Source organism: Paraburkholderia elongata (genome assembly GCF_013177735.1).
Classification (GTDB): Bacteria; Pseudomonadota; Gammaproteobacteria; order Burkholderiales; family Burkholderiaceae; genus Paraburkholderia; species Paraburkholderia elongata.
Map to the genome: position 1 here is coordinate 90,190 of NZ_WOEZ01000126.1, position 21,931 is coordinate 112,120.

Here is a 21,931-nt window from a genome sequence, read left to right on the forward strand (position 1 = left end):
CTTCGACGTCACGGTAAAAACAGCAGGCGTATCAAGAGCTTGCCGATTTTGCCGGTTAGTTATGCACAGATTTGCAAACAGATTCTGTTGATAACTTCCACGGGCGCGGCGTTGCCGCCAAATGAGTAATTTCAACCAATATGGCGGGTGTATGCTCAAAGCGAAAGCTTGTCGATGACAGCGCCCCACCACGCCCGACCTGGGCCGTGGCTCATTCAGGATCAAGCCGTGCCGGGTGCTCAGCGCCTGCTGCGGCAGCGGGTTTTACCAGCGTGAACGTGATGCTCAGGACGAACCCAGTTGCATCGATCGGCCTGTCAGATGACTGAGCCCCAGCGTTTCACGGTGCGTCACATCAGCGTCTACCGCTACTCGGAACCCGTGCGGTTCGGCGAACATCGGATGATGTTCCGTCCCCGTGCCAGCCACGACTTGCGTCTTGTCACGGACCAGTTGGTGATTACGCCGACGCCGTCGCGGCTGCACTGGTTACATGACGTGTTCGACAACTCCGTGGCGGTCGCGAGTTTCGCGGGCAAGGCGAGCGAATTGCGCTTCGATAGCGAAGTGACGCTCGAACACTTCGAAACGCCTATGCCCGATTACGCGCTCGAGCCGTACGCGGTGAACTGGCCGTTCGCCTACACCAACGAGGAAGCGTCCGATCTCGTGAATGCACGCAGCCGCCAGTATCCGGACAGCGACGTGGACGAGTGGGCGCGCCGCTTCATTCCTGTGCAGGGCGGCGGCGGAGCGAACGGCAAGAACGGCACCGGCGGCACGATGGCGCTGCTGCGCGCGATGACGCTCGAAATAAAAAGCACGTTTTTCTATGTGCGCCGTACGGAGAAGGGCGTGAACCGTCCTGGCGACACCTTGCGCAACCGCAGCGGCAGTTGCCGCGATTTCGCCGTGTTGATGATGGACGCGGTGCGCTCGCTCGGTCTCGCGGCGCGCTTTGTGAGCGGTTATCTGTTCGTGCCCGAGCACGACGCGACGCAAGGCGGCGGGGCGACGCATGCGTGGTTACAGATCTTTTTGCCAGGCGCCGGCTGGGTCGATTTCGATCCGACCAACAGCATAGTCGGCAATCGCCATCTGATTCGGGTGGCGGTGGCGTGGAACTACTACCAGGCGTTGCCGTTGTGGGGCACATGGCATGGTGCGCCGCATTCGTTTCGCGGTTTGCAGGTCGATGTGAGTGTGACGAAGGCGAGTGAGGGGCGAGCCGGGTGAATGGGCTTGTACAAATCGAACGTGTTAGCTGGGAGCGTCAACTCAGGTTGCTCACCGGGCGTGTCGATTGAACGTATCAACTGGAAGAGGGCGCCGTCATGAAATTGCGCGTTGGCTACGAGCTGGTCTATGAGTGCGTGCAACCGACGCCGATGATGTTGATGTTGAACACGCACTATTCGCACGCGCAGGACGTGCTGAGTGCGGATTTGCTGGCGGTCGATCCGCCGGTGCCGATCAGGCAGTATCGCGACGGCTTCGGCAATTTATGCAGCCGGGTCGTGGCGCCGCAGGGACGGTTTGCGTTGTCGACGACTGCGGTGCTCGAGGTCTCGTCCGAGCCGGAGAGGCGGCCGCCGTTGACCGAGCAGCATGCGGTGGAGGCGTTGCCTGACGATTCGCTGGTATTTCTGCTGGGCAGCCGTTATTGCGAAACTGATTTGTTATCCGAATTTGCGTGGCAGACGTTCGGCAAGATGCCGCTCGGTCGCGTGCGAGTGGATGCGATTTGCAACTACGTGCACGAGCACATTGTGTTTGGCTACGATTTCGCGCGGCCGACCAAGACCGCTTGGCAGGCGTGGCAGGAGAGGAAGGGCGTGTGCCGGGATTTCGCGCATCTGGCCGTGACATTGTGCCGGGCGATGAATATACCGGCGCGGTATTGCACAGGATATATCAGCGATGTCGGCACGCCACCGCCTTATGCGACGATGGATTTTGCTGCGTGGTTCGAGGCTTATGTCGGTGGGTGCTGGCAGACGTTCGATCCTCGGAATAATGTGCCCCGTACGGGGCGAGTTTTGATGGCCCGGGGACGAGACGCGGCTGATGTCGCTATCAGTAATGCGTTTGGGCCTACGCAACTGCTGAAGTTCGATGTGGTGTGCGAGGCCATATAGGGTTCATTCGCCCAGCACCAGCGCGCGCCGCCGCCGCAACAGCGCCGAGCCGATCGACACCGCCACGCCGGTGCAGCCCATCGCCACCGAAAGAACCACGATCAGCAAGCCGGTTTGCGCCCGTGCCGAAAACACGCCAACCAGCAAACCGGCGAGCGGTTGCGTCATGTTGTTCAACAGGATCACCACGCCGGTCGTCTTGCCGTAGTCCTCGGGCGGGATGATTTTCTGCCGTGCGCTGCGGATGTAGACATTGAACATCTTGTCGAAGCCGACAATCAGCAGAAAGCCGAGCGCATAACCCGAAGGTGCCGCACTCGCACCGGCGATCACGCCACCGGCACAGATCGAGACGAACGCGACCCGGCCGAGTGTCTGCGCAGGCCAGGCGTTACGCGCGATCGTCAAAAGAATCAGCACCGTGGCCACGGCGCCAGCGGTCTGCAGGCCGGCATAGTAGCGGTTCGATTGCGCATGAAAGCCGGTCACCATCGCAGCGGATGTCGCGAGGGTCACGCCGATCACCAGATTTTCGGCAGCGGCGAGCAGCACGATTTTTTTCAGGCCGGGTAGCATCAGCACATGGCGCAGCGCGATGCGCAGGGGCATTGTCCAGTGACCCGGTGCGGCGGGAGGGGGATCACCGGCGCTAAAGCCGCTGGTGCGTTGCCACAGCAGAAGCGCCGCATCGGCAAGCAGAAACAGCAAGCCGGTTGCGCCAACCACCGACTCCCAGCGCCACAAGCCAAGCAGCAGTGCGGCCAGCATCGGGCCCAGTACGAAGCCCAACTGGTCGGCCAACTGCGAGTAGGCGAGCACACGCTGGAACTGCTGCGTGCTGAAGATTTTCGGCAGCATCACTTCGCGTGCGACCAGCCCTTGGCTTGTGAGCACGCCGCACAAGGCCGACAGCGCGATCAGCCAGCCGATGCCGCCAAACAGCGCATAAGCCAGCACGCCGCCGAAACACACCAGCGCGCGCACGGTCTGGCTGACCCGCATCAGCCGCAGAGGCGAGATGCGGTCGCACAAGGCGCCGAAGAAGGGAAAGACCAGGTAGCGCGGCAGCGTTTCGATAAAGAACGCGAGACCTGACCACGATACCTGGTGTGTCGTCTGAAACACGACGAGCGGCACGAGGAACAGCAGCACCTGATCGGCGAGACGCGCGACAAACAGCGAGCAGAAGAATGCCTGATGGTTGACGCGCACCGTTCATGTCTCGCCGTTTATGGGTCGAGACCGATCCTATCAAAGATTGCGTCAGCCGCCCCGATAAGCCTGTTCGAGCAATGCGATGTCGAGCTTGACCATTTTCATCATGGCTTGCATCACACGGCTCGCTTTCGCGGCGTCCGGGTCGCGCAGCATCTGGGGGAGTGCGTCCGGCACGATCTGCCACGACACGCCGAACTTGTCCTGAAGCCAGCCGCATTGCATCGGCGCGCCGCCGTCCAGGAGCTTCGCCCAATAGCCGTCGACCTCCTGTTGCGACGCGCAGTGCACGAACAGCGAAATGGCCGGCGTGAAGCTGTATTGCGGGCCGCCGTTCAAGGCCGCGAACTCCTGACCTTCCAGCTCGAAGGTGACGAACAGCACGTCCCCCTTCGGCCCGGGACCGGCATCCGTGTAGTGCATCGTGGTGGTGATGCGCGAATCGGGGAACACCGACGTGTAGAAGCGTGCGGCTTCTTCCGCGTTACCGTCGAACCACAGACATGGCGCAATCTTTTGCATACGACCTCCTCGTCATGGATGGGGCGCGGCTTATTTCTGGTCGCACTCCATATTCTGCATAGCTTGCTGAATCTGTTCCGGACTCAGGTCGCGCTTGTGCGTGGCGAGCGACCAGCTATGCCCGAACGGGTCCTTCAGCTGGCCGTAGCGGTCGCCCCAGAACATGTCGGCAACTGGCATGGCGACGGTCGCGCCGGCCTCGACGGCCTGCTTGAAACTGGCGTCGACATCTTCGACGTAGTGGTGAATCGTGACCGGCGTGCCTTTCAGCGTGTTCGGGCCCAGCGCGTTGTGATCAGGCCATTCGTCGGTCAGCATCAGCATGGAGTCGCCGATCTTCAGGCAGGCGTGCATTACCTTGCCGCCGGGCCCGGGCAGGCGGTGCTGCTCGACGGCGTTGAAAGCCTTGATGTAGAACGTGATGGCGTCTGCGGCGTTGGCGCAAATCAGATACGGGATCAGCGAGTGCATCCCGTCCGGGATCGGTTTGACAGCGGGGCTGGACATGACGGCGACTCCTTGAAGTAACAGGTTCGTGAGTTGAAAGACCGACTGCGTGAGCCAGGCCTTCCACGTTACGACGAGTGCATCGCCTTTGAATCGACACTCCGGAAAAAATATTTTTAAGCACGCCCGTGCGGCGGGGGCGTAAGCGTTGGCATGGACATTGCCGTGCGGCGCGTGGTCGCCGCGCAGGTTCAACCGGCCGGGTTGTCTTCTTGCGGCGGTATTTCAACCCGCCGGATTGTCGTCGTCCGGCGGCGCGGAGGGTGCGAATGGTGCAGACGGCGTCGCTGCTGCGCTGGCCGGCGCGCCGAGGATGCTGATCTGGAACGTCGGGGTCGCCGCGAGCGACTGCAACGTCGCGTCTTCCGGGATGTGTTCGAACAGCGGCAGGATCACCGAGCCGCCGATCACCGCGCGCCGGCTATTGTCGGCCGGACGTAAGCCCCATACGTCCTGGTAGACCACCGGCACCGCGACGCCGTTGCGGGTCGTGTTGCCGATGTACAGCATCACATGTCCGCCGATGTAGATCAGCGTGCGCAACGGTTCGCCATGCTGGGCGAGGTAGTCGAGCCGTTGCGCCGGCGTCGACGCGGACAGATCGATCATGCGGCCGGCGCTCATCTGCGTCGACGAATGACGTGGCAGCCACACGCCGAACGTCGCGAAGATGCTTTGTAGTTCCGACGAACAATCGTTGTAGAGACCGCTATTGCCCCAGCCGTACGGCCGCCCGATCAGCGTTTTCATCAGCATCGCCAGATGCCTCGGGGTGGCGGCAAGCGGCATCGGGGCGATCTGCGCATCGCTCAGGTGGGCGGTGCGGATGATCGCCTGGCCGTCCACATCGCGGGCGGGGACCAGGAGTTTGCGGGAGGCGGGAGCGTCGGCGGCTTCACTCGCTGTTTTGTTGGCCTGCGTTGCGGGCCGCGTGGCGTTGTCTGGGATGAGCGGCAGCAGCGTGCCGGCGGGCGCGTCGAAGCGGAACACGCCGCGGCTGTCGCGCACCGGCGCCGAGGCGACCGTCACCGCGCCCAGCGACTTCGCGGTGGCGGCGCGCCACGTGTCGACGAAGGTGTCGCCGGTCAGACCGACGCCGTCGCTGCGCATCCAGCCTTGCACGTCGGGCGTCTGCACGTAGCGCCACGCACCGTCGGCGCTGCGGCCCAGCACATACAGCGGCGTGCCGGGGCGTACCGCCGAGATCTGCAGGTTGTCGAACGGATAGCCTTCGCCGGCCAGATGGCGATCGTAGAACGACGGATCCGTGGTCGGCAGTTCGCGCACCATCAGGTTGCTGGTGGCGATCGCGCGGCGTTCGGGCTTGTAGACGGCCTCCTGCGTGAACTGGCCGACGTCCATGTTTTGCGCGATGGCGTCGATCCACGCCTTGTCATGCGGCCGGAAATTCTCGCCGTAGCCGAGTGCCTCGCCGCTCTTGCCGGTGTTGTCGAACTTGTCTATGCGGCGCTGCTGCAACGCGACAATGTCCGCGCCTTGCTGGCGGTAGACGCGTATCGTCACGTATGCGGAATTCCACGGCGAAGGCGCGCTCGTGCCGGTGCCGAAATAGCGCGCGTAGAGGGCTCTGAATTGCGCCTGCTGATCCGCGGGGCTCAGGAACGGCTGGTCGTAGCCGGGGCTGTCCGGTTCGAGCCAGTGGTCCACGTTCTGATCGTAATTGGCGATCGGGAACAGCGCGACCGTATCGACGCTCGCGTGGGCCTCGCGTGTCGGCGACGGATTGCTGCAGGCGGCGAGCGTCGCGGCGGCTGCGAGGGCGACGCATAACGCGGTGGCACGGCGGGCGAGCGGCAATCGCGCGGCGAGGCGTGTAGCAAAGAGTGCGGCAGTGCGGGGCAGAACGGCGACAGGCATAGGGTTCGACGGTGATGGTCCAAGGGCACGATGATACGGTGTCACGCGACGGGCCGGGTGGTGGATGCCTGCGCTGTGCCTTCCCGGCGTTATGAGTGTTTTTACACAACGCTTATGTGTTTTCATTGGAGTTCGAATCGTCAATAGCTGCTGTGCCATACCGCGCTTCACGCACAAGCGGCCGCTCAGGCCGGGTGTTTCGTTACACTCGGCACATCGCCTCGAATCGTCTTTCACGAGGCTCCACAACCAGGAGAACAACATGCAAACCAGCGCACGCAATCAATTCGCCGGCGAAGTCGCCGAAGTCAAACATGGCGCCGTGAACGACGAAGTCACGTTGCGCACCCCGGACGGTCTTGAGATCGTCGCGATCATCACGCACGGCAGCGCGACGTCGCTCGGCCTCGCTGCCGGTAAGAAGGCGTTCGCGCTGGTCAAGGCGTCGTCGGTGATCGTGATGGTCGACGTGGCGAAGAGCCAGGTGTCGGCGCGCAATTGCATCGCCGGTACCGTGTCGGCTGTCACGAAGGGCGCCGTGAATTCGGAAGTGACCATCAGCGCGGGCGGCGCGCAGATTGCTGCGATCATCACCAATGAAAGCGTCGACCGGCTCGGTCTCGCGAGCGGCAAAGCGGCGACGGCGATCTTCAAGGCATCGAGCGTGATCATCGGCGTCGAATAACGATCGACGCATGGCGTTATCCACCGGCTTAACGTCTGGATAAAGCCATCAGGCTGTGTGTAGATCGGGCGGAAACAGGGCGGCATGCGCAGCGCGGCGCGCCGTGAAGGAAACGGCGGCTTGCTTTACACTGCACGCCTCGCTGTTCCTCTTTCCGCTCTCATCACGGACGCCGTCATGTTCGAAGTCTCCTCCGCGTCGCATCTCCCCAAAGCCGCGCAATATGAAGAACTGGTCGCCCAGGCGCGCGCACTGCTCGCCGGCGAAACCGACTGGATCGCCAACGCCGCGAATTTTTCTGCGTTCGTGTTCCATTCCCTAAGCGATCTGAATTGGGCCGGTTTTTACTTCCACGATGGCCGCGAACTGGTGGTCGGACCGTTCCAGGGCAAGCCCGCTTGCGTGCGCATCGCGCTTGGCAAGGGCGTGTGCGGCACGGCTGCGCAATCCCGTCAGACACAAGTGGTGCGCGACGTGCATGAATTCCCCGGCCATATCGCCTGTGATTCGGCATCGCAATCGGAAATCGTCGTGCCGCTCGTCGCGCCGGACGGTACGCTGATCGGCGTGTGGGATGTCGACAGCCCGGTCGTCGCGCGCTTCGACGCAGAAGACGCGAAGGGCATGGAAGCGCTGTGCGCGGTGTTTATCGAAGCCGCGCTGCCGCGCGCATCGTAGGCCTTTCAGGAAGCGCTGATCCAGCGGTGCGGTGGCACCCTATGCTTTTTCGTACATAGACTAGATGCACTTCAGGGGATGGGTCGGCGGACCTCATCCCGCTATCGTTCTCTCCACGCGCTCAAGACGCCCCGAAGGAAGTCCCCTTGGGAGACAGCACATGAGCGCGACGAACCCCCAACGGGTTTTGGAGACATGCATGAGTTCCGCCACCGTTACAGCTACCACTACGCCGCTGACATTCCAACGTTCCCCCGCCTTACCCCGCAATTGCACCTTCGATAGCCACGACTGGGACATTCTCAGCCGCTACTGGCATCCGGTGGCGTTCGCCGCCGACGTGACCGACAAACCCATCAGCGTGACGCTGCTCGACGAGCCTTTGGTCGTGTTCCGCTCGAACGGTCAACTGGTGAGCGCGCGCGATATCTGTCCGCATCGCGGTGCGCCGCTCAGCCAGGGGTGGGTCGATAACGGCAACATCGTGTGCCCGTATCACGGCCTCGCGTACGGTAGCGACGGCAAGTGCAAGCACATCCCGTCGCAAACGGACGGCCCGATTCCTGATCGCCTGCGTCTTGTCACCTATGCGACGCAGGAAGCCTACGGTCTCGTGTGGGTCTCGCTGGGTGGCGGCACGGAAGCGTTGCCCGCGTTTCCCAGCGCCGATCCTCGCCGACCGTTCGTCGGGTGCGTACCGTCGAGCGTTGGCCGAGATCGGCCTCGGTCAGGCCTATGTGCGCTAGTTCGCAGTGCGGTTCACGATTGGTGATTGGTGATTCGGGAGAGAAGCCATGAAAGTATGGGAATGCGTGATCTGCGGCTTTCGCTATGAAGAAGCACTGGGTCTGCCGGAAGCGGGCATTGCCCCGGGCACGCGCTGGGAAGACGTGCCGGACGACTGGCTGTGCCCGGACTGCGCGACCGGCAAACACGACTTTGAAATGCAGGTGATCGCATGACGGCTGCTCAGCATGAGGACAAGGGGCAGCCGGTGGTGATCGTCGGCACGGGCATGGCGGGCTATACGGTCGCGCGCGAATTGCGCAAGCTCGATAGCACGGTGCCGATCGTGATGATCAGCCGCGACGACGGCAGCTTCTATTCGAAGCCGATGTTGTCGAATGCACTGGCAATGAAGAAAGAACCGCAAATGCTGGCGAGTTTCGACGCCATGGCGATGGCGGCGCAACTGGGCGCGTGGATTCGCGTGCATCAGCGTGTGGAGCGCATTTTGCCGGCCGAGCACACGCTCGTTGTCGACAACGCGTTGCTCGGCTACAGCAAGCTGGTGCTGGCCACGGGCGCTGACCCACGCCGCCTGAAGGTGGCGGGTGACGGCGCGGCCGACGTGATGTCGATCAACGATCTCGGCGACTATGCGCGCTTCAGGTTGGCGCTCACGTGTTGCCGCTCAGTGGCGATTCTGGGAGCGGGTCTGATCGGCTGCGAGTTCGCCAACGATCTGGCGGCCGCCGGTTATGCGGTCAGTCTAATCGATCCTGCTTCGACACCTCTAGCTCGCTTACTTCCGCGAGACGTGGGTGAGATTTTCGCTCGCGCGTTGGACGATGGCGGCATCCGTTTTCATCCTGGCCGCAGTGTGAATCGTATCGACCGCGTGTCGGACGGTTACCGGCTGACGTTCGCCGAAGGCGAGCCGATCGACGCGGATCTGGTCGTGTCGGCGGTCGGCCTCGCGCCGCGCACGGCGCTTGCCGCGGCAGCTGGTCTTGAAATCGATCAGGGCATTCGAACCGATGCGTGGTGCCGCACCAGCGCGCCGGATATCTACGCACTCGGCGACTGTGCCGCGATCGACGGCAAAGTACAGCCGTATGTCCTGCCGATCATGCACGCCGCGCGAGCGCTTGCGCGCACGCTGGCCGGGCAGCCGACGCGCGTCGCTTTTCCGGTGATGCCGATTACCGTGAAGACACCCGCGAGTCCCGCCGTTGTCGTGACACCCGAGGGCGAGGGCGCATGGTCGATCGAAACCGCCGGCGACGCGGCGAAGCACGCAGCGCGCGCCGTGTGCCGGCATGCCGCCAGCGAGCGTCCGTTGGGCTTCGCCCTGCTTGGTGCGGCGATCGAGGGCAAGGCCGCGTTGATCAAGGCCATGACAGAGGGGCCATTGACTACTAGCGCTACCAGCTGACCCATAACAATCTTCCGTCTGACCGACCTCACTTTGTGATCGCTCGGTGTTTTAAAGGGCCTGTCACCTGCAACACATCCGATGATCGCATTCGCGCCGCAAGCTTTGCTTGCGGCGTTTTTTTATCTGCCTAAACTGCCTGAGGGACGTGCGTGCCGGTAGCAAACGCTTAGGAAACCAGATCTTTGGCGACGTTGGCAATCAACCTGCGCAGCCAGATCGCGGCGACGCTGCGATGAGTGCGGTCGTGCCAGAGTTGATAGTAGGTGAGCGCCTGCGGTTCGCCGGGAATCGGCTCGATACGCAGTGGCAGCAGCTTGGTGTAGTGCGTGGCGAGCGCGCGGGTGGTGGTGAACAGCAGATTGGAACGCGCCAATACGTAGGGCGCCATGCCGAAGTAGGGCAGCGTCGTGGTAACGGTGCGCGATAGGCCGTTGCGGGCGAGTTCGACATCGACCGTGCCCCATGACGTCGTGTTGTAGGTCATCACGGCCAGGTGTTCCGCTTCTTCGTAGACAGGCTTGCTAAGCTGTCCCGGTTTGACCGGGTGGCCGTTGCGCATCAGGCACACCAGTTCGTCCTTGCACAGCGGTTGCAAATGCAGATGCTCCGGCGGCGTGCGCCAGTTGCCGATCACCAGATCGAGAAAGCCGCTTTCCAGACCGTGTTCGTAGCCGCCGTCCACCATCATCAGATGCCTGAACTCGAGCTTCGCTCCGGGCGCTTCGCGATGAAATGCATCGACCACGGCGGGGACGAAAAACGCATCGAGATAGTCCGGCGAGCCGATGCGAAAGGTCTGGCTGGTGGTGGCCGGATTGAACGACGTGGTGGGATGCAGAATGGCCGCGATATTGTTCAGCGCTTGCGCCGCGGGTTCGATCAATGTGAGTGCATGTGCGGTGAGGACCATCCGGCTGCCGCTGCGCACCAGTAGCGGGTCGCCAGTCATGTCGCGCAGTTTGCGCAGCGCCACGCTGACGGTCGGCTGCGATTGTCCGAGCAACGCTGCCGTGCGCGACACGCTCGATTCGGTCAATAGCGTGTGCAGCACCTTGAGAAGGTGCGAATCGATGATTTCCTTGGACATGAAAAGCGGGACCCTGTTTCGTGCGGATCCATGCAGTGACGCGGTGGCTTTCTATTGAAGGATCGCAAGCGAAATATATCGACGGATATAACGGTCGTCAATCCGTCGAAGCCCTGTGCGAAGGCGTCGAAAGCCGGTGTGCGTTGAGTCATGAGGCGCGGAGTATTCCGGCAATAGCGGACGCTTTATGATGCGCGACGACGGGCGTGCTGCTGCCGGAATTGGGGAATACACCGAGGAAAACGATTGCCGCGAAGAATGCGCGGCTGGCGCGGTGGCCCCGGGCAGGAAAGCCGCTATCATACGCACGACTACCCGGCGGATCGGACGGAATCTGCCGGCTTTGCCGGTTGCGCCGTACGCGTCAAGAAAAACGCTCACTCGCTTTTAATACCCAGGAAATTCAAAGGCCGGCGCGATGCAAGACCACCACTACGACGCCGAAGCGCGCACGCGCGACGCCGCGCTTGCGGCGGCGCCGTACGGCATGTTCATCTGCACGGCCGACGGCACGTTCGACACCGTCAACGCTGCTTTCGAAAGGCTGACCGGTTTTACCGCCGAAGAATTGATCGGCCGGCGCACATTTGAGTCCTTGCACGACCCGGCCGAACTCGCGAAGCGGCGCGCCGAATTGCCGCCGCTGTCGGCGGTAAGCTCGCGCTATGAAGGCGAATGGACCTATGCGCGGCGCAACAGCAGCCCGATTCGCGTGGTGTTCGCGCTGGCGCCGCTCGCTGCCGAGCCGGCGCACCCCGGCGGTCTAGTCACGGAGCCCGCGCGCTACGTCGGCATTGCCATCGACATGACGCGTTACGCGCAATCCGAAGCGCGCCTGTGGTACGTCGCGCATCACGACGGCGTGACCCGCCTGCCGAATCAGACGCTTTTCATCGAACGGCTGGAGCTCACGATCGCGCGCTGTCAGCGTAGCGGCAGCGGCTTTACGGTGCTGATCGCCGAGCTCGATCATTTGCGCAAGCTGCGCGATGCGCTCGGTTTGCATGCGGCCGAGCTCGTGTTGCAGATCGTCGGCGAGCGGTTGCGCGGTCTCTTCCCTAACGACGGTACGATCGCCTCGATCGGTGGCACGCAATTCGCGCTGGTGATCAATGAAACCGGCGCGGCAGCCGATGCTTTCGCGGCCGAGGCACTGGGCCGCATCTCCGAATCGATCGACTACGCGGGCACCGCGCTGAACATCACGGCGAGTATCGGCATCGTCGCCTATCCTGCCGACGGCGCCGACGCGCCGACGCTGATGCGCCGCGCGGGCGTGGCGTTGTCGGCGGCTTCGACGGTGAACGGCAATGCGGTGCGGCGCTTTTCCGCCGCGCTCGAAGGCCAGGCGGCGCGCCGCTTCGAACTGGAGGCGATGCTGCGTGAAGCGCTCGAACGTCAGCAACTGCATCTCGTGTATCAACCGCAGGTCACGCTCGCCAACGGACGCATCGCGCAAGTGGAGACGCTGTTACGCTGGAATCATCCTCAGCGTGGTTTGATCAGCCCGGTCGAATTCGTGCCGGTCGCGGAAGAGTCGGGTCTGATCGAACGGATCGGCGAGTGGGTGATCCGTACCGCGTGCCGCGATGCCGGCAAATTGCTGCGGCTCACCGGTAACTTGCCGCGGATCGCGGTGAACGTGTCCCCGCAGCAGTTCCAGCGGCACACTCTGTTCGAGACGATTCGCTCGGCGCTCGAAGACGCCGCGCTCGACCCTTCGTACCTTGAAGTCGAAATCACCGAGGGCGTGTTGCTCGGCGATACCGAGCAGGCGTTGCAGACGCTGCATGCGTTGCGCGAATTGGGCGTTGAAGTCGCGGTGGATGACTTCGGTACCGGCTATTCGAGTCTCGCCTATCTCACGCGGTTTCCGCTGAACCGCCTGAAAATCGATCGCTCGTTTGTGATGCGCATGAGTACCGATCCGCAATGCGCGGCGCTCGTCGGCGCCATTATCGCCATGGCGCATGCGTTGAAGCTGCGGGTGACGGCCGAGGGCGTGGAGACAGCCGAACAGGCCGCGCAACTGGAAGCGCTGGGCTGCGACGAGGCGCAAGGATTCTGGTTTTCCCGGCCCATCACCATCGCGGCGTTACGCAATTTGCTGAAGCCGTTTGGTACCGTTTGACGATCTGCTTGATGATCTGGTTAACGTCGGCAACCCCGCTGCCAACTCAAAGTCGTGGTCCTTGAGTCGCCGCAGCGCGTCGCTCGTCGTGCAAGACGCGTATCGCCCAGCTAAGCAAAAAAGAGAAAGGGGCCGACTGGCCCCTTTTCGTTGGATCGCGTTACTACTTGGAACTCAGTGTGCAGCGTCGTCCGCTGCAGTGAGCGCCGTGCCGGCCATGCCGGATACCCGCTTGATGCTGTCCTGCATCACGTTGCCAGAATGAATCATCGAGGCCATCACGGATTGCATTGCGCCAAACGCGCTATCCGAGCTGAGCGGCGCGGTCTGGCCGAAACCCGAGCCGAACTGTGCCACGCTGGCGCCGAACTCTTCGCGCAGTGCTTCGCCGGCCTTGGTCAACGCCGCGATGAATTGCGCGTCGATTTCCTTGACGTGCTGCGCGTACGACAAGGTGCGTTGAACCAGTTGCTGCTGCACATCCGACACGCCGGCGAACGGCGCGGCGTTGAACTGGCCGGCCGACAATGCGTTCTTGCTTTCGGTGACCGTTGCCTTCAGTGCCGCGAGATTGAGCTCGCCGAGTTTCTGCAGACACGCCAGCCCATCGAGTTGCAAGGCGGTGAAGATGTTGAAAGTGCGTTGGCCAAAGGCGGCGCTATGTTCAATCGCGGGGCTCTGCATGGTGATCTCCAAAGTGACCCGGGGCAGGCGCCCAAAGGATTTCGGAGGCCAGGTCTCACGCGAGACAGCAGGTCGACGCAGCGCAGTGATTTTGCTGCGCTGCAACATGGGCCACTCTATACCTTTGCGGCAGGATGTACAGCGTTTTCGTCAAGATGATTCGTCAGTCTAAAGGCGCTTAGTGTGTGCCTGACGCACGCGGATGGGCCAGAAAGAAGCGCAGCATCTCGGCTGCCGCATCGGGGCCGGATGGGTCCGTGTACGAGCCGCGCTGACTGCCGCCTGCCCATGCGTGGCCCGCGCCGTGAATCGACCAGTACTCCGCTTCGACGCCATTCGCCGCGACAAGCCGCTGCACTGTGCAACCGCGCTGGCCGTTCGCAGTGCCTGCTGCATGTGACGGCGCGCTGACTGTCGTGACGCCGGCGTCGAAGCCTGCTACGAGCGCTGCGGCGTTCGAGGGATGCACCGTCGTGTCCGCGTCGCCATGAAACACAATGAGCGGGCGTTGCGGTTCGATGCGTGGCCGGTTGCGATGCGCACGGCCACCCTTCATCGCGGCGAGCGCCGAGGATAGATTCTTCGCGCATCCGTAGGGGAGGCCGGAATGCACGCAGGCTGCCGCGTACAGGTCGGGGGAGGTCTTCAGCATGACATCCGCCATTGCGCCGCCCGCCGACAGACCCGCCACGTACACGCGCGCCGGATCGACGCGATAGCGCGCGATCACCTCACGCGTGATACCCGCGATCAACGACGGCTCGCCCTGGTCGCGCTGCTGGTCGGCAGGCTTGAACCAGTTCCAGCATTTCGAATGATTGGCCGCTTTCGACTGATTCGGATACACGACGATGAAGCCGTGACGCTCGGCCATTTCGTTCATGCGCGTGCCGGCTGCGAAGTCGTCGGCGTTTTGCGTGCAGCCGTGCAGCATCACGATTAGCGGCAACGGTTCGTTGTTGTAGACGGCGGGCACGTAGAGCTTGTATTGGCGTTGGCCCGCGCTGTTGCTGAACGTGTGGGTGCTGAAGGTGCCGGGCGTGTCGGCGTCGAAAGTGCGCTCGGCAGGGGCGTGCGGCGTGGTGTTGGCGTGTGATTGCGCCTGACTTTGTGCTTGATTTTGTACTCGCGTTTGCGCCTGCGTCCATGCTTGCGCCCATTCGTTGACGCTCTGTGGCATGTGCGGGGTTTGCGCATGGCCTGCTTCGGCCTTGCTGCCCGCGAGCGCGCGCTGAACCGCGGCGGTCGCTTCCTTCGGCCCCTTCGTGCGCAGCAGGTCGAAGGCTTCTTTCATCGACTTCAGGAAATCTTCATTCATTTTCATGATCGTTGGCTATTGCGTTGACTTGCATTGGGCGTGGCTGGGTCAGGCGATGAGCTTCACGGGTTCAACCACGGGTTCAACATGTGTTCAACCATAGGATTAGCCATGCCACGCGCGGCTACCTGATGCGGCCGGCGAGCGCGGCCTTGACCGCGGGCGACGCGTGAAATGCGCCAAGCACCACCACCGATTCGATCGTGGCCGCCGCGAGTTCCGGCGAGACATCGGCTGCGATGCTGGCGAGGCCAAGTACATGAATGTCCAGTCGTTCGTTCGCGGCTTGAGCTGCTTCGAGGTCCCGCCTCGAGAAATGTTGCAAGCCGAGCACTAGCGCGCGCCGCGTCACTGTTTCCGTGACGATCTGCGCGTGTACGGCGAGCTGGTTGCGGATCGCCGTACGGATCAGGTCGGTGCGGTTCGAGTAAAAACCCTCTTCGACGAGTAAGTCGATCTGGCCTAGGTCGACCGGGCCGAGGTTGATGGTGATTTTTTCGGTCTCGCCGCCTTTGGGGCGGGAGGTGTCGATGAGTTTGAGGTTGGCCATTTCTATTCCGTTTGATGTTCGTCCGGCATCCATATGCCATCCGATCAACATCCAATGGGATGGTTATACGCGCCTGGTTCGGATGGCGTCAATGGGGAAATTGAGGGCCGGTTGAGGTTCTTTGGACGGCGACATTGCTTGCGGCAATCCGCGTAAGTTGCGGGAAGAGGAGAGGGGCCGACTTGCGCAAGCGGGCACGATGACCACCGTCATCGGAGTTCCGTTCGTGCTGCTGAGTGCGCTGGTTTTTCCGGCCTGGGCGAAACCGATTGCCACCGACCCGTTTCCGCCCTTTGATGGGGTTCGACGAGCATCCCGAGTTGGGTCGTTTCAGACATTCATGAGGGTTCGAAAGCGACCACTCGAAATTCGCAACTGGGCCGTTCGACCCAGCAACATTGTGTACGTTACTCCGCGCCGTACACGATGTTAACGTTTGTCAAATAACACGCCGCCGGAGGCGATTCAGTCAACGACACCGCGCTATTGCCCGTTGAGAGGGGATCGGCGAATCACCTGCCGTGCGTAGTCACTGTGGCCACATGCCAAGTGCATTCATCGAATTATTTCTCGGAGTAAGGTATGAAATATCCTCTCTTGGCATCGTTAGTCGCGAGCCTTGGAATTGGCATATCCGGCGCTGCGAACGCCGTCAACGTGGACGTCAATATCGGCACACCTGCCCCTGTAGTAATCGCCCAGGCACCGGTTGTTATTGGCTGGCATGGGGATCGGTACTACGACGGTCATCGTTACTGGGAACGGAATGAGTGGGAAGACCACAACCACCATGGCGATCATGGCCATTGCCCTCCGGGACACGCTAAAAAGGGCGAGTGCTAACAACATCGCATAGCGGTCAAGCTGCTTTTGCGGGCCTTACGGCCTGTTTTCTTTTTCGTAAGCAGAAGCTGGCAACTGGTCGCTACCAGTAAAACGTGAGCGGTCGATATCGGTCACAATTCCGCCGGTCGAAGCAGTATCACGAACGCCTCTTCATCGCGGAACCCGGAAATTCGTCGTCGGTCGGCGATCGACCTTCCGGACTCGACCCTGAACTTTCATAGTCGACTTTGAGTAGACCGTCGAGCAGTAGCCGCAGCTTCCGGCGCGACAAGGAAAAGAGGTCTGCTGCGATCGCACCTGAAGAACGTCATGCCGATCAAATCTGGCTTCTCGAAGTACTCGACAGTCTGCATCTTGGTCGCTCGCGCGAGTGGGGATGCAGAAGGGTCGGCTCACGACTCATCGAGTGCCGTTCTCCTGCGCGAGCCGGTGCCAACGAAGCCGTCGAGTGCCCCCCGATTGACGCGAATGTAGGTCAAAAATAGCGCAACACCGGTGCTTGACACATCGGGGTCCAGCACCGGAACCACGACGATTTCAACGCCGAGCGCTACGCCGGCTACGTCGTCAGACCGTCTACTTTGTTTCTTCGGGGATCAAAGTGCGATGTCATCTAGTTGGAGTTCAACGCCTTCCGGCCTCACAAATGACTTTAATTGCACAACCGGTCCTAACGCTCTGTTCGGGTGGGTTGAGCCTGCCGCTAACCCGACCGGCACATTTCCGCGACGCTCGCAGCCGCGCACACGCTCGCGGCGATCGCTCTGCTAGTGAAGCTGTCGGGCGGTACACCTCCCGCACGCAAGCGGCGCATCGTCATTATCATGACTTAACGGAAAACGTCGTTTCCAGTTCGCCGCCTTCGGGCGGCTTTTCCGTAAACGAGTCACGAGCCGGGACGCAAACCGATATATTCTTTTAAAAAACGTGGCGGGGGTTCCTCCAGGAGATCAAGATGGGCGAACTCTTTTACTACTTGAGCGCCGCGATGATCGGCGGCGGTTTCGGGACAAGTGGAATCGTCGGGCAAGTGTTTCTCTGGAGTGGTCTAATTTTGATCGCCGCGTCTTTTGCGTTCAAGGAAGGGGACTGACAGGTGGGCACCGGACTCGCCGAATGGCTTGATGCAGATATTTCGGCAGTGTGCACGGTGATTCTGCATTGACAGATCATGGAACGACCACAAGTGTCACGATCACAGGCGGCGCAGCACAGTCCAGCAATACTGTGAACATCAACGGCGGCCGATTCGCTTCTGGAGGCGGTGGTAGTGGCAGCGTGAACATTACCGCCGGTGGTGGTGGTGCGGGTAGCATCGCAAGGCCCGATCTATACAGGCGGTAGCTAGTAAAGGGCGAATACAGCCTATCGTATGTGTGGAGCACCACAAATCAGATCCAACCGGCGGCGCTTTCATGGTATAGACTCCCGCAAAAGTAGAATGAAACGGGGAATGCCATGTCGGTTACATCAAAATCGCGTCGGGCAGGCAGATTGATGAGAAGCGCATCATCATCTATGCACTCGCGGCGCTCATCGCGCAATGCCTTGTGCTCGCGATCGTGGGTTTGCGGTATTACGCATTCTCCGACCGATCAGCCCCAATGGTCGGGGCTGACTTCGTAATCTTTTGGTCAGCAGCCCGCGTGGCGCTCGAGCATGGCGCAACCGCCGTGTTCTCGCCGCATTGGATGCGCCCAATTGAATCGGCACTATGGCCGCATGATTCGTTCGCGCCGTGGCCGTACCCGCCGACGTTCTTGCTCGTCGTTATCCCGCTTGGGCTGCTCTCATTCGGCGGCTCGCTCATTGCTTTTCTCGCGATTGGCGTCGCTGCATACGCCGCAACAGTAGCGAGGATTGCCCGCCAGGTCAGCCGCAGTGCATTCATGGTGATGATCGCTTTTCCCGGCGTCGCGGTCGCGATCATCACCGGTCAAAACTCACTTCTCGCGGCGGCGATCGCCGGCGGCGCGTTCGCGCTGCTGTCTTCCAGTCCGATACTTGCTGGCGCATGTATTGCCGCGCTAGCCATCAAGCCGCAATTCGGCATCCTGTTTCCCATCGCATTGATTTGCGGATGCCAGTGGCGCGCGCTGGCATCGGCCGCCGTATGCAGCGCCGCGTTTGTCGGCATAAGCGCGTTGGCGCTAGGTCGAACGGCGTGGATCGCATTTGCTTCATTCCTGCCTCTATTCAATAGGCTCGCCGTCGAACACGGGCGCGAGTTGTGGAGCGGAATGCCGACCATATTCGCGACCGCACGTCTTGCCGGCTTATCCGTGCCGGCTTCGTATATTGTGCATGCAGCAGTCCCCGTCCCGGCCGTGATCGCAATGGCTTATCTATGGGTCAAGGACGCTCGGTTAGAGCTCCGCGCCTCAGCCTTGGTGGTCGCGACGCTGCTAGTTCAACCGTATTTCATGTATTACGACCTCGCATGGATCGCGCTACCGATAGTGTTTCTTCTTCGGGATGCTGAGCGAGCCGCATTGGGCCGCGCCGAGTTGATTGCGCTCGCGGCAGCTTGGCTGATGCCAGCGGTGGGGTTTTTCGCGTCACGGTTCGATATTCATCTCCAATTGGCGCCCGCCATTCTAGTCGGGCTGCTGGCGATCATCTTGCGTCGCCATTTCGCCTCACGGCCCCTTTCTTGTCATGCTAACCCGGAGCAAGATGCAGCCCCGATCGTTAAATCGTCGATTTGATCGGAGATCGGCCCGCTCATTGCGGAATGGACGGCAGTCGCAGCGCTGTAATGTAGTCCTACAGCGCATGTGCGCTGCAACCGGTTCCAATTGGGGCATCGTGAGCAAACCAAAGAAGCAGAGACACTTGCGCGTCGTCAGGAACGAGGCGGCGCCAGCGACTTCCATGTCGCATGAAAACGCCTCGTCCATCCTCCTGGACATCGCCGGCCGTATGCTTGTTACGTGCCATGTGGAGGCATCCATTGACGATTGCAGCGAACTGCTTAGGGGCATACTGATGGCCCAATCGGCGATACTTTGGAAGATGTAGGGTGCCTAACACGCCCGAACGGCCGCAACTACGGGAATTTCCCGTAATTAGGCCCGGCGGCGCAACCCCGGTAAATTTCTACCGCGCCCGTTGTCACGTCAGCAGGGTGACGCTCTCGAGGTCGGCGCAGCTCGCTCGGCATCGACGGGAATTTGTCACCCGTCGGTATCGCGATTCGGATGGGTAGCTAGGTGTGGTTTTTGGTGGTGGTATCTGCCTGAAACCCTTTGTAGATATGGGTTTTGCGAATTACATCAGCACAATATCGTACTGCTCCTGACTCAAATTCGACTCCACCTGCAACGACACCGGCTTGCCGATGAAATCCATCAGCATCGCCAGATGCTGTGACTCTTCCTCAAGAAACAGATCGATCACCTGCTGCGACGCCACCACGCGGAACTCGCGCGGATTGAACTGCCGCGACTCACGCAGAATCTCGCGCAGGACGTCATAACACACCGTACGCGGCGTCTTGACCTGCCCCTTGCCCTGGCACACCGGGCAGGGCTCGCACAACACATGCGCCAGCGACTCGCGCGTACGCTTGCGCGTCATCTCCACGAGTCCAAGCTGCGAGAAACCATTCACGGTCACGCGCGTGCGATCGCGCGACAACGCCTTCTTCAACTCGCCCAGCACTTGATCGCGATGCTCGACGTTCTCCATATCGATGAAGTCGATGATGATCACGCCACCCAGATTGCGCAGCCGCAATTGCCGCGCGATCGTGTGCGCGGCTTCGAGGTTGGTCTTGAAGATCGTATCGTCGAAGTTACGCGCGCCGACGTAGCCGCCGGTGTTCACGTCGATCGTGGTCATCGCTTCGGTCTGGTCAATCACCAGATACCCGCCCGACTTCAGATCGACCCGGCGTGACAATGCGCGCTGGATCTCCGCCTCGATGTTGTACAGATCGAAGAGCGGCCGCTCGCCGGTGTAGTGATGCAGCTTCGACGACACCGCCGGCGTGAACTCCGCCGCGAAGTCGGCGAGCATCTGATAGGTCTCGCGCGAGTCGACCTGAATGCGCGAGGTCTCGTCATTCACGAAGTCGCGCAGCACACGTTGCGAGAGATTCAGGTCCTGATATAGCAGGCTGGTCGGCGGCATGCGCTGACCTTGCGAGATGATCGTCGCCCATGTCTTGCGCAGATACGCGACGTCCGCGGCCAACTCTTCGCTGGTCGCATCTTCAGCGATGGTGCGTACGATGTAGCCGCCTTTTTCATCGGCGGGCAGCACAGCGGTCAAACGCGCGCGCACGGCTTCGCGTTCGGCTTCGCTCTCGATCTTCTGCGAGATGCCGATGTGCGGCTCCTGCGGCAGATACACGAGCGTGCGCCCGGCGATACTCACTTGCGTGGACAGTCTTGCGCCCTTGGTGCCGATCGGATCCTTCACGACCTGCACCATCAGCGTCTGACCTTCGAAGACGATCTTCTCGATCGGCTGATGCGGCGTCTGATGCTGCGGTTCGCCCGCAATGCGCGGATGCCAGATATCCGCTACGTGCAGGAACGCGGCGCGTTCCAGTCCGATGTCGATGAAGGCGGATTGCATGCCCGGCAACACGCGGACGACTTTGCCGAGATAGACATTGCCGACGCGTCCCCGCGACAGCGTTCGTTCGACGTGAAGTTCCTGGACGGCGCCTTGCTGGACGAGCGCGACGCGCGTTTCCTGCGGCGTGACATTGATCAGGATTTCTTCATTCATGGTGTTATTTTAGAAGTCGATGCGCGCTGCACGCAGGAGGGCAGCGGTTTCAAAAAGCGGCAAACCCATGATACCTGAATAGGACCCGTCGATATGCTCGATAAACTCCGCGGCGCGTCCCTGCACACCATATGCGCCCGCCTTGCCGAGCGGTTCGCCGCTTGCAGCGTAGCGGCGCACGGCGTCCGCTTGCAGTGCAGCAAAGCGCACCTTCGATACCGATAGTGCAGCAGGCAGCAAAATGCCTTCCGCATCGACCACGGCGACCGCCGTCAGCACTTCATGATCGCGGCCCGCGAGGCGCGTGAGCATTGCGACGGCATCGTCGGCGTCGACGGGCTTGCCGAGGATCGCGTCGTCGATCGTGACGGTTGTGTCAGCAACCAGGATTGGCTGTGCGGCGTGCCCACCTGCCACGAGACGCGCGCGCGCAGCGTGCGCCTTGGCGATGCACACGCGCTGCACATAGTCGCGCGCGCGCTCGCCGGGTAGCTCGACTTCGAGCGCTTCGGCATCTTCATCGGGGCGCGGCAGCAGCAATTCGAAACGCACGCCGAGCTGTTGCAGCAGCTCCTGACGGCGTGGACTCTGGGAAGCGAGGTAGACGAATGGATGCAGCGAAGCAGCGGGCGTTGGCATGAACAGGTCTCGATGAGGCAGGTTGCGTCAATGCGCAAGGAGCGCGCGATGAGCTTGTCGGTCAAGCGACGTTCGGCGTGTAAAAGAACACGACAAAGGACTCGACGAAAAACGCGTCGATAGGCGTGTCGATAAACACGTCTAAAAGCGCA

General features: G+C 61.5%; 21 protein-coding genes. 11 read left to right on the plus strand and 10 right to left on the minus strand.

From position 1 onward, the window contains the following. Positions 1–321: 321 nt before the first annotated feature. Together GNZ13_RS23810 and GNZ13_RS23815 are read left to right on the plus strand one after the other, a co-directional pair. Positions 322–1,236, plus strand: a complete 915-nt coding sequence (locus tag GNZ13_RS23810; protein ID WP_172168665.1) for a transglutaminase family protein — start codon at positions 322–324, stop codon at positions 1,234–1,236. 98 nt (positions 1,237–1,334) lie between these two features. After that, the gene (locus tag GNZ13_RS23815) at positions 1,335–2,138 is read left to right on the plus strand and encodes a transglutaminase-like domain-containing protein (protein ID WP_172168668.1); all 804 of its coding nucleotides are present in this window, start codon (positions 1,335–1,337) and stop codon (positions 2,136–2,138) included. Positions 2,139–2,141: 3 nt separating this feature from the next. Here the strand turns inward: GNZ13_RS23815 and GNZ13_RS23820 are convergent, their stop codons facing one another. From GNZ13_RS23820 to GNZ13_RS23835, 4 genes are all read right to left on the minus strand, one after another. Next, positions 2,142–3,350 (minus strand): MFS transporter, encoded by a 1,209-nt coding sequence (locus GNZ13_RS23820; protein ID WP_172168671.1) that lies wholly within the window; start codon positions 3,348–3,350, stop codon positions 2,142–2,144. A 51-nt stretch (positions 3,351–3,401) separates the two neighbouring features. Beyond that, on the minus strand, positions 3,402–3,875 hold the full coding sequence (locus tag GNZ13_RS23825; protein WP_172168674.1) for a VOC family protein: 474 nt from the start codon (positions 3,873–3,875) through the stop codon (positions 3,402–3,404). A 30-nt stretch (positions 3,876–3,905) separates the two neighbouring features. Continuing rightward, positions 3,906–4,382: a VOC family protein gene (locus GNZ13_RS23830; protein WP_172168677.1), complete on the minus strand. Its 477-nt coding sequence runs from the start codon at positions 4,380–4,382 to the stop codon at positions 3,906–3,908. Positions 4,383–4,607: 225 nt separating this feature from the next. Next, positions 4,608–6,260 (minus strand): SH3 domain-containing C40 family peptidase, encoded by a 1,653-nt coding sequence (locus GNZ13_RS23835; protein WP_172168680.1) that lies wholly within the window; start codon positions 6,258–6,260, stop codon positions 4,608–4,610. Between the two features lie 262 nt (positions 6,261–6,522). On the opposite strand from GNZ13_RS23835, the gene GNZ13_RS23840 reads away from it, so the two are divergent. The 5 genes from GNZ13_RS23840 to GNZ13_RS23860 all read left to right on the plus strand — a co-directional run bounded on the left by GNZ13_RS23840 (position 6,523) and on the right by GNZ13_RS23860 (position 9,781). Then, the gene (locus GNZ13_RS23840) at positions 6,523–6,945 is read left to right on the plus strand and encodes a TOBE domain-containing protein (protein WP_093639496.1); all 423 of its coding nucleotides are present in this window, start codon (positions 6,523–6,525) and stop codon (positions 6,943–6,945) included. A 177-nt stretch (positions 6,946–7,122) separates the two neighbouring features. After that, positions 7,123–7,623 (plus strand): GAF domain-containing protein, encoded by a 501-nt coding sequence (locus GNZ13_RS23845; protein ID WP_172168683.1) that lies wholly within the window; start codon positions 7,123–7,125, stop codon positions 7,621–7,623. Positions 7,624–7,822: 199 nt separating this feature from the next. Beyond that, positions 7,823–8,395: a Rieske (2Fe-2S) protein gene (locus GNZ13_RS23850; protein ID WP_172168686.1), complete on the plus strand. Its 573-nt coding sequence runs from the start codon at positions 7,823–7,825 to the stop codon at positions 8,393–8,395. Positions 8,396–8,417: 22 nt separating this feature from the next. Next, positions 8,418–8,585 (plus strand): rubredoxin, encoded by a 168-nt coding sequence (locus GNZ13_RS23855; RefSeq protein ID WP_172168689.1) that lies wholly within the window; start codon positions 8,418–8,420, stop codon positions 8,583–8,585. Next, entirely contained in the window at positions 8,582–9,781 is a 1,200-nt protein-coding gene (locus tag GNZ13_RS23860) for an NAD(P)/FAD-dependent oxidoreductase (RefSeq protein WP_172168692.1), read from the plus strand. The genes GNZ13_RS23855 and GNZ13_RS23860 overlap by 4 nt, the downstream gene beginning before the upstream one ends. Positions 9,782–9,950: 169 nt before the next feature. Here the strand turns inward: GNZ13_RS23860 and GNZ13_RS23865 are convergent, their stop codons facing one another. Then, entirely contained in the window at positions 9,951–10,871 is a 921-nt protein-coding gene (locus tag GNZ13_RS23865) for a LysR family transcriptional regulator (protein WP_172168695.1), read from the minus strand. 418 nt (positions 10,872–11,289) lie between these two features. Between GNZ13_RS23865 and GNZ13_RS23870 the strand changes: the two genes are divergently transcribed. Continuing rightward, on the plus strand, positions 11,290–13,002 hold the full coding sequence (locus GNZ13_RS23870) for a putative bifunctional diguanylate cyclase/phosphodiesterase (protein ID WP_172168698.1): 1,713 nt from the start codon (positions 11,290–11,292) through the stop codon (positions 13,000–13,002). A 174-nt stretch (positions 13,003–13,176) separates the two neighbouring features. On the opposite strand, the gene GNZ13_RS23875 is transcribed toward GNZ13_RS23870, so the two are convergent. The 3 genes from GNZ13_RS23875 to GNZ13_RS23885 form a co-directional block, all read right to left on the minus strand. Then, positions 13,177–13,686 carry a phasin family protein gene (locus tag GNZ13_RS23875; RefSeq protein ID WP_172168701.1) on the minus strand — a complete coding sequence of 170 codons (510 nt, stop codon included), beginning with the start codon at positions 13,684–13,686 and terminating at the stop codon, positions 13,177–13,179. 178 nt (positions 13,687–13,864) lie between these two features. Next, a complete protein-coding gene (locus GNZ13_RS23880) occupies positions 13,865–15,010 on the minus strand; it encodes an extracellular catalytic domain type 1 short-chain-length polyhydroxyalkanoate depolymerase (RefSeq protein WP_172168704.1) in 1,146 nt (381 codons plus the stop codon). A gap of 118 nt (positions 15,011–15,128) precedes the next feature. Further along, complete coding sequence (locus GNZ13_RS23885; RefSeq protein WP_172168707.1) at positions 15,129–15,554, minus strand: CopG family transcriptional regulator; 426 nt, start codon at positions 15,552–15,554, stop codon at positions 15,129–15,131. 582 nt (positions 15,555–16,136) lie between these two features. On the opposite strand from GNZ13_RS23885, the gene GNZ13_RS23890 reads away from it, so the two are divergent. The 3 genes from GNZ13_RS23890 to GNZ13_RS23900 all read left to right on the plus strand — a co-directional run bounded on the left by GNZ13_RS23890 (position 16,137) and on the right by GNZ13_RS23900 (position 19,108). After that, positions 16,137–16,397 carry a hypothetical protein gene (locus GNZ13_RS23890; protein ID WP_172168709.1) on the plus strand — a complete coding sequence of 87 codons (261 nt, stop codon included), beginning with the start codon at positions 16,137–16,139 and terminating at the stop codon, positions 16,395–16,397. Positions 16,398–17,355: 958 nt separating this feature from the next. Then, complete coding sequence (locus tag GNZ13_RS23895; RefSeq protein ID WP_172168711.1) at positions 17,356–17,493, plus strand: hypothetical protein; 138 nt, start codon at positions 17,356–17,358, stop codon at positions 17,491–17,493. Positions 17,494–18,046: 553 nt separating this feature from the next. Beyond that, positions 18,047–19,108 carry a glycosyltransferase family 87 protein gene (locus GNZ13_RS23900; RefSeq protein ID WP_328807282.1) on the plus strand — a complete coding sequence of 354 codons (1,062 nt, stop codon included), beginning with the start codon at positions 18,047–18,049 and terminating at the stop codon, positions 19,106–19,108. Between the two features lie 562 nt (positions 19,109–19,670). Here GNZ13_RS23900 and rng read toward each other — a convergent pair. Further along, positions 19,671–21,140 (minus strand): ribonuclease G, encoded by a 1,470-nt coding sequence (gene rng / locus GNZ13_RS23905; RefSeq protein WP_172168713.1) that lies wholly within the window; start codon positions 21,138–21,140, stop codon positions 19,671–19,673. Positions 21,141–21,149: 9 nt separating this feature from the next. Beyond that, the gene (locus GNZ13_RS23910; RefSeq protein WP_172168715.1) at positions 21,150–21,779 is read right to left on the minus strand and encodes a Maf family protein; all 630 of its coding nucleotides are present in this window, start codon (positions 21,777–21,779) and stop codon (positions 21,150–21,152) included. Between the last annotated feature and the right edge of the window lie 152 nt (positions 21,780–21,931).

Coding starts and splice junctions, on each gene's coding strand:
- GNZ13_RS23810 (WP_172168665.1), top strand. CDS start 322: ATGACTGAGCCCCAGCGTTTCACGGTGCGTCACATCAGCGTCTACCGC.
- GNZ13_RS23815 (WP_172168668.1), top strand. CDS start 1,335: ATGAAATTGCGCGTTGGCTACGAGCTGGTCTATGAGTGCGTGCAACCG.
- GNZ13_RS23825 (WP_172168674.1), bottom strand. CDS start 3,875: ATGCAAAAGATTGCGCCATGTCTGTGGTTCGACGGTAACGCGGAAGAA.
- GNZ13_RS23830 (WP_172168677.1), bottom strand. CDS start 4,382: ATGTCCAGCCCCGCTGTCAAACCGATCCCGGACGGGATGCACTCGCTG.
- GNZ13_RS23835 (WP_172168680.1), bottom strand. CDS start 6,260: ATGCCTGTCGCCGTTCTGCCCCGCACTGCCGCACTCTTTGCTACACGC.
- GNZ13_RS23840 (WP_093639496.1), top strand. CDS start 6,523: ATGCAAACCAGCGCACGCAATCAATTCGCCGGCGAAGTCGCCGAAGTC.
- GNZ13_RS23845 (WP_172168683.1), top strand. CDS start 7,123: ATGTTCGAAGTCTCCTCCGCGTCGCATCTCCCCAAAGCCGCGCAATAT.
- GNZ13_RS23850 (WP_172168686.1), top strand. CDS start 7,823: ATGAGTTCCGCCACCGTTACAGCTACCACTACGCCGCTGACATTCCAA.
- GNZ13_RS23855 (WP_172168689.1), top strand. CDS start 8,418: ATGAAAGTATGGGAATGCGTGATCTGCGGCTTTCGCTATGAAGAAGCA.
- GNZ13_RS23860 (WP_172168692.1), top strand. CDS start 8,582: ATGACGGCTGCTCAGCATGAGGACAAGGGGCAGCCGGTGGTGATCGTC.
- GNZ13_RS23865 (WP_172168695.1), bottom strand. CDS start 10,871: ATGTCCAAGGAAATCATCGATTCGCACCTTCTCAAGGTGCTGCACACG.
- GNZ13_RS23870 (WP_172168698.1), top strand. CDS start 11,290: ATGCAAGACCACCACTACGACGCCGAAGCGCGCACGCGCGACGCCGCG.
- GNZ13_RS23875 (WP_172168701.1), bottom strand. CDS start 13,686: ATGCAGAGCCCCGCGATTGAACATAGCGCCGCCTTTGGCCAACGCACT.
- GNZ13_RS23880 (WP_172168704.1), bottom strand. CDS start 15,010: ATGAAAATGAATGAAGATTTCCTGAAGTCGATGAAAGAAGCCTTCGAC.
- GNZ13_RS23885 (WP_172168707.1), bottom strand. CDS start 15,554: ATGGCCAACCTCAAACTCATCGACACCTCCCGCCCCAAAGGCGGCGAG.
- GNZ13_RS23890 (WP_172168709.1), top strand. CDS start 16,137: ATGAAATATCCTCTCTTGGCATCGTTAGTCGCGAGCCTTGGAATTGGC.
- GNZ13_RS23895 (WP_172168711.1), top strand. CDS start 17,356: ATGGGCGAACTCTTTTACTACTTGAGCGCCGCGATGATCGGCGGCGGT.
- rng (WP_172168713.1), bottom strand. CDS start 21,140: ATGAATGAAGAAATCCTGATCAATGTCACGCCGCAGGAAACGCGCGTC.
- GNZ13_RS23910 (WP_172168715.1), bottom strand. CDS start 21,779: ATGCCAACGCCCGCTGCTTCGCTGCATCCATTCGTCTACCTCGCTTCC.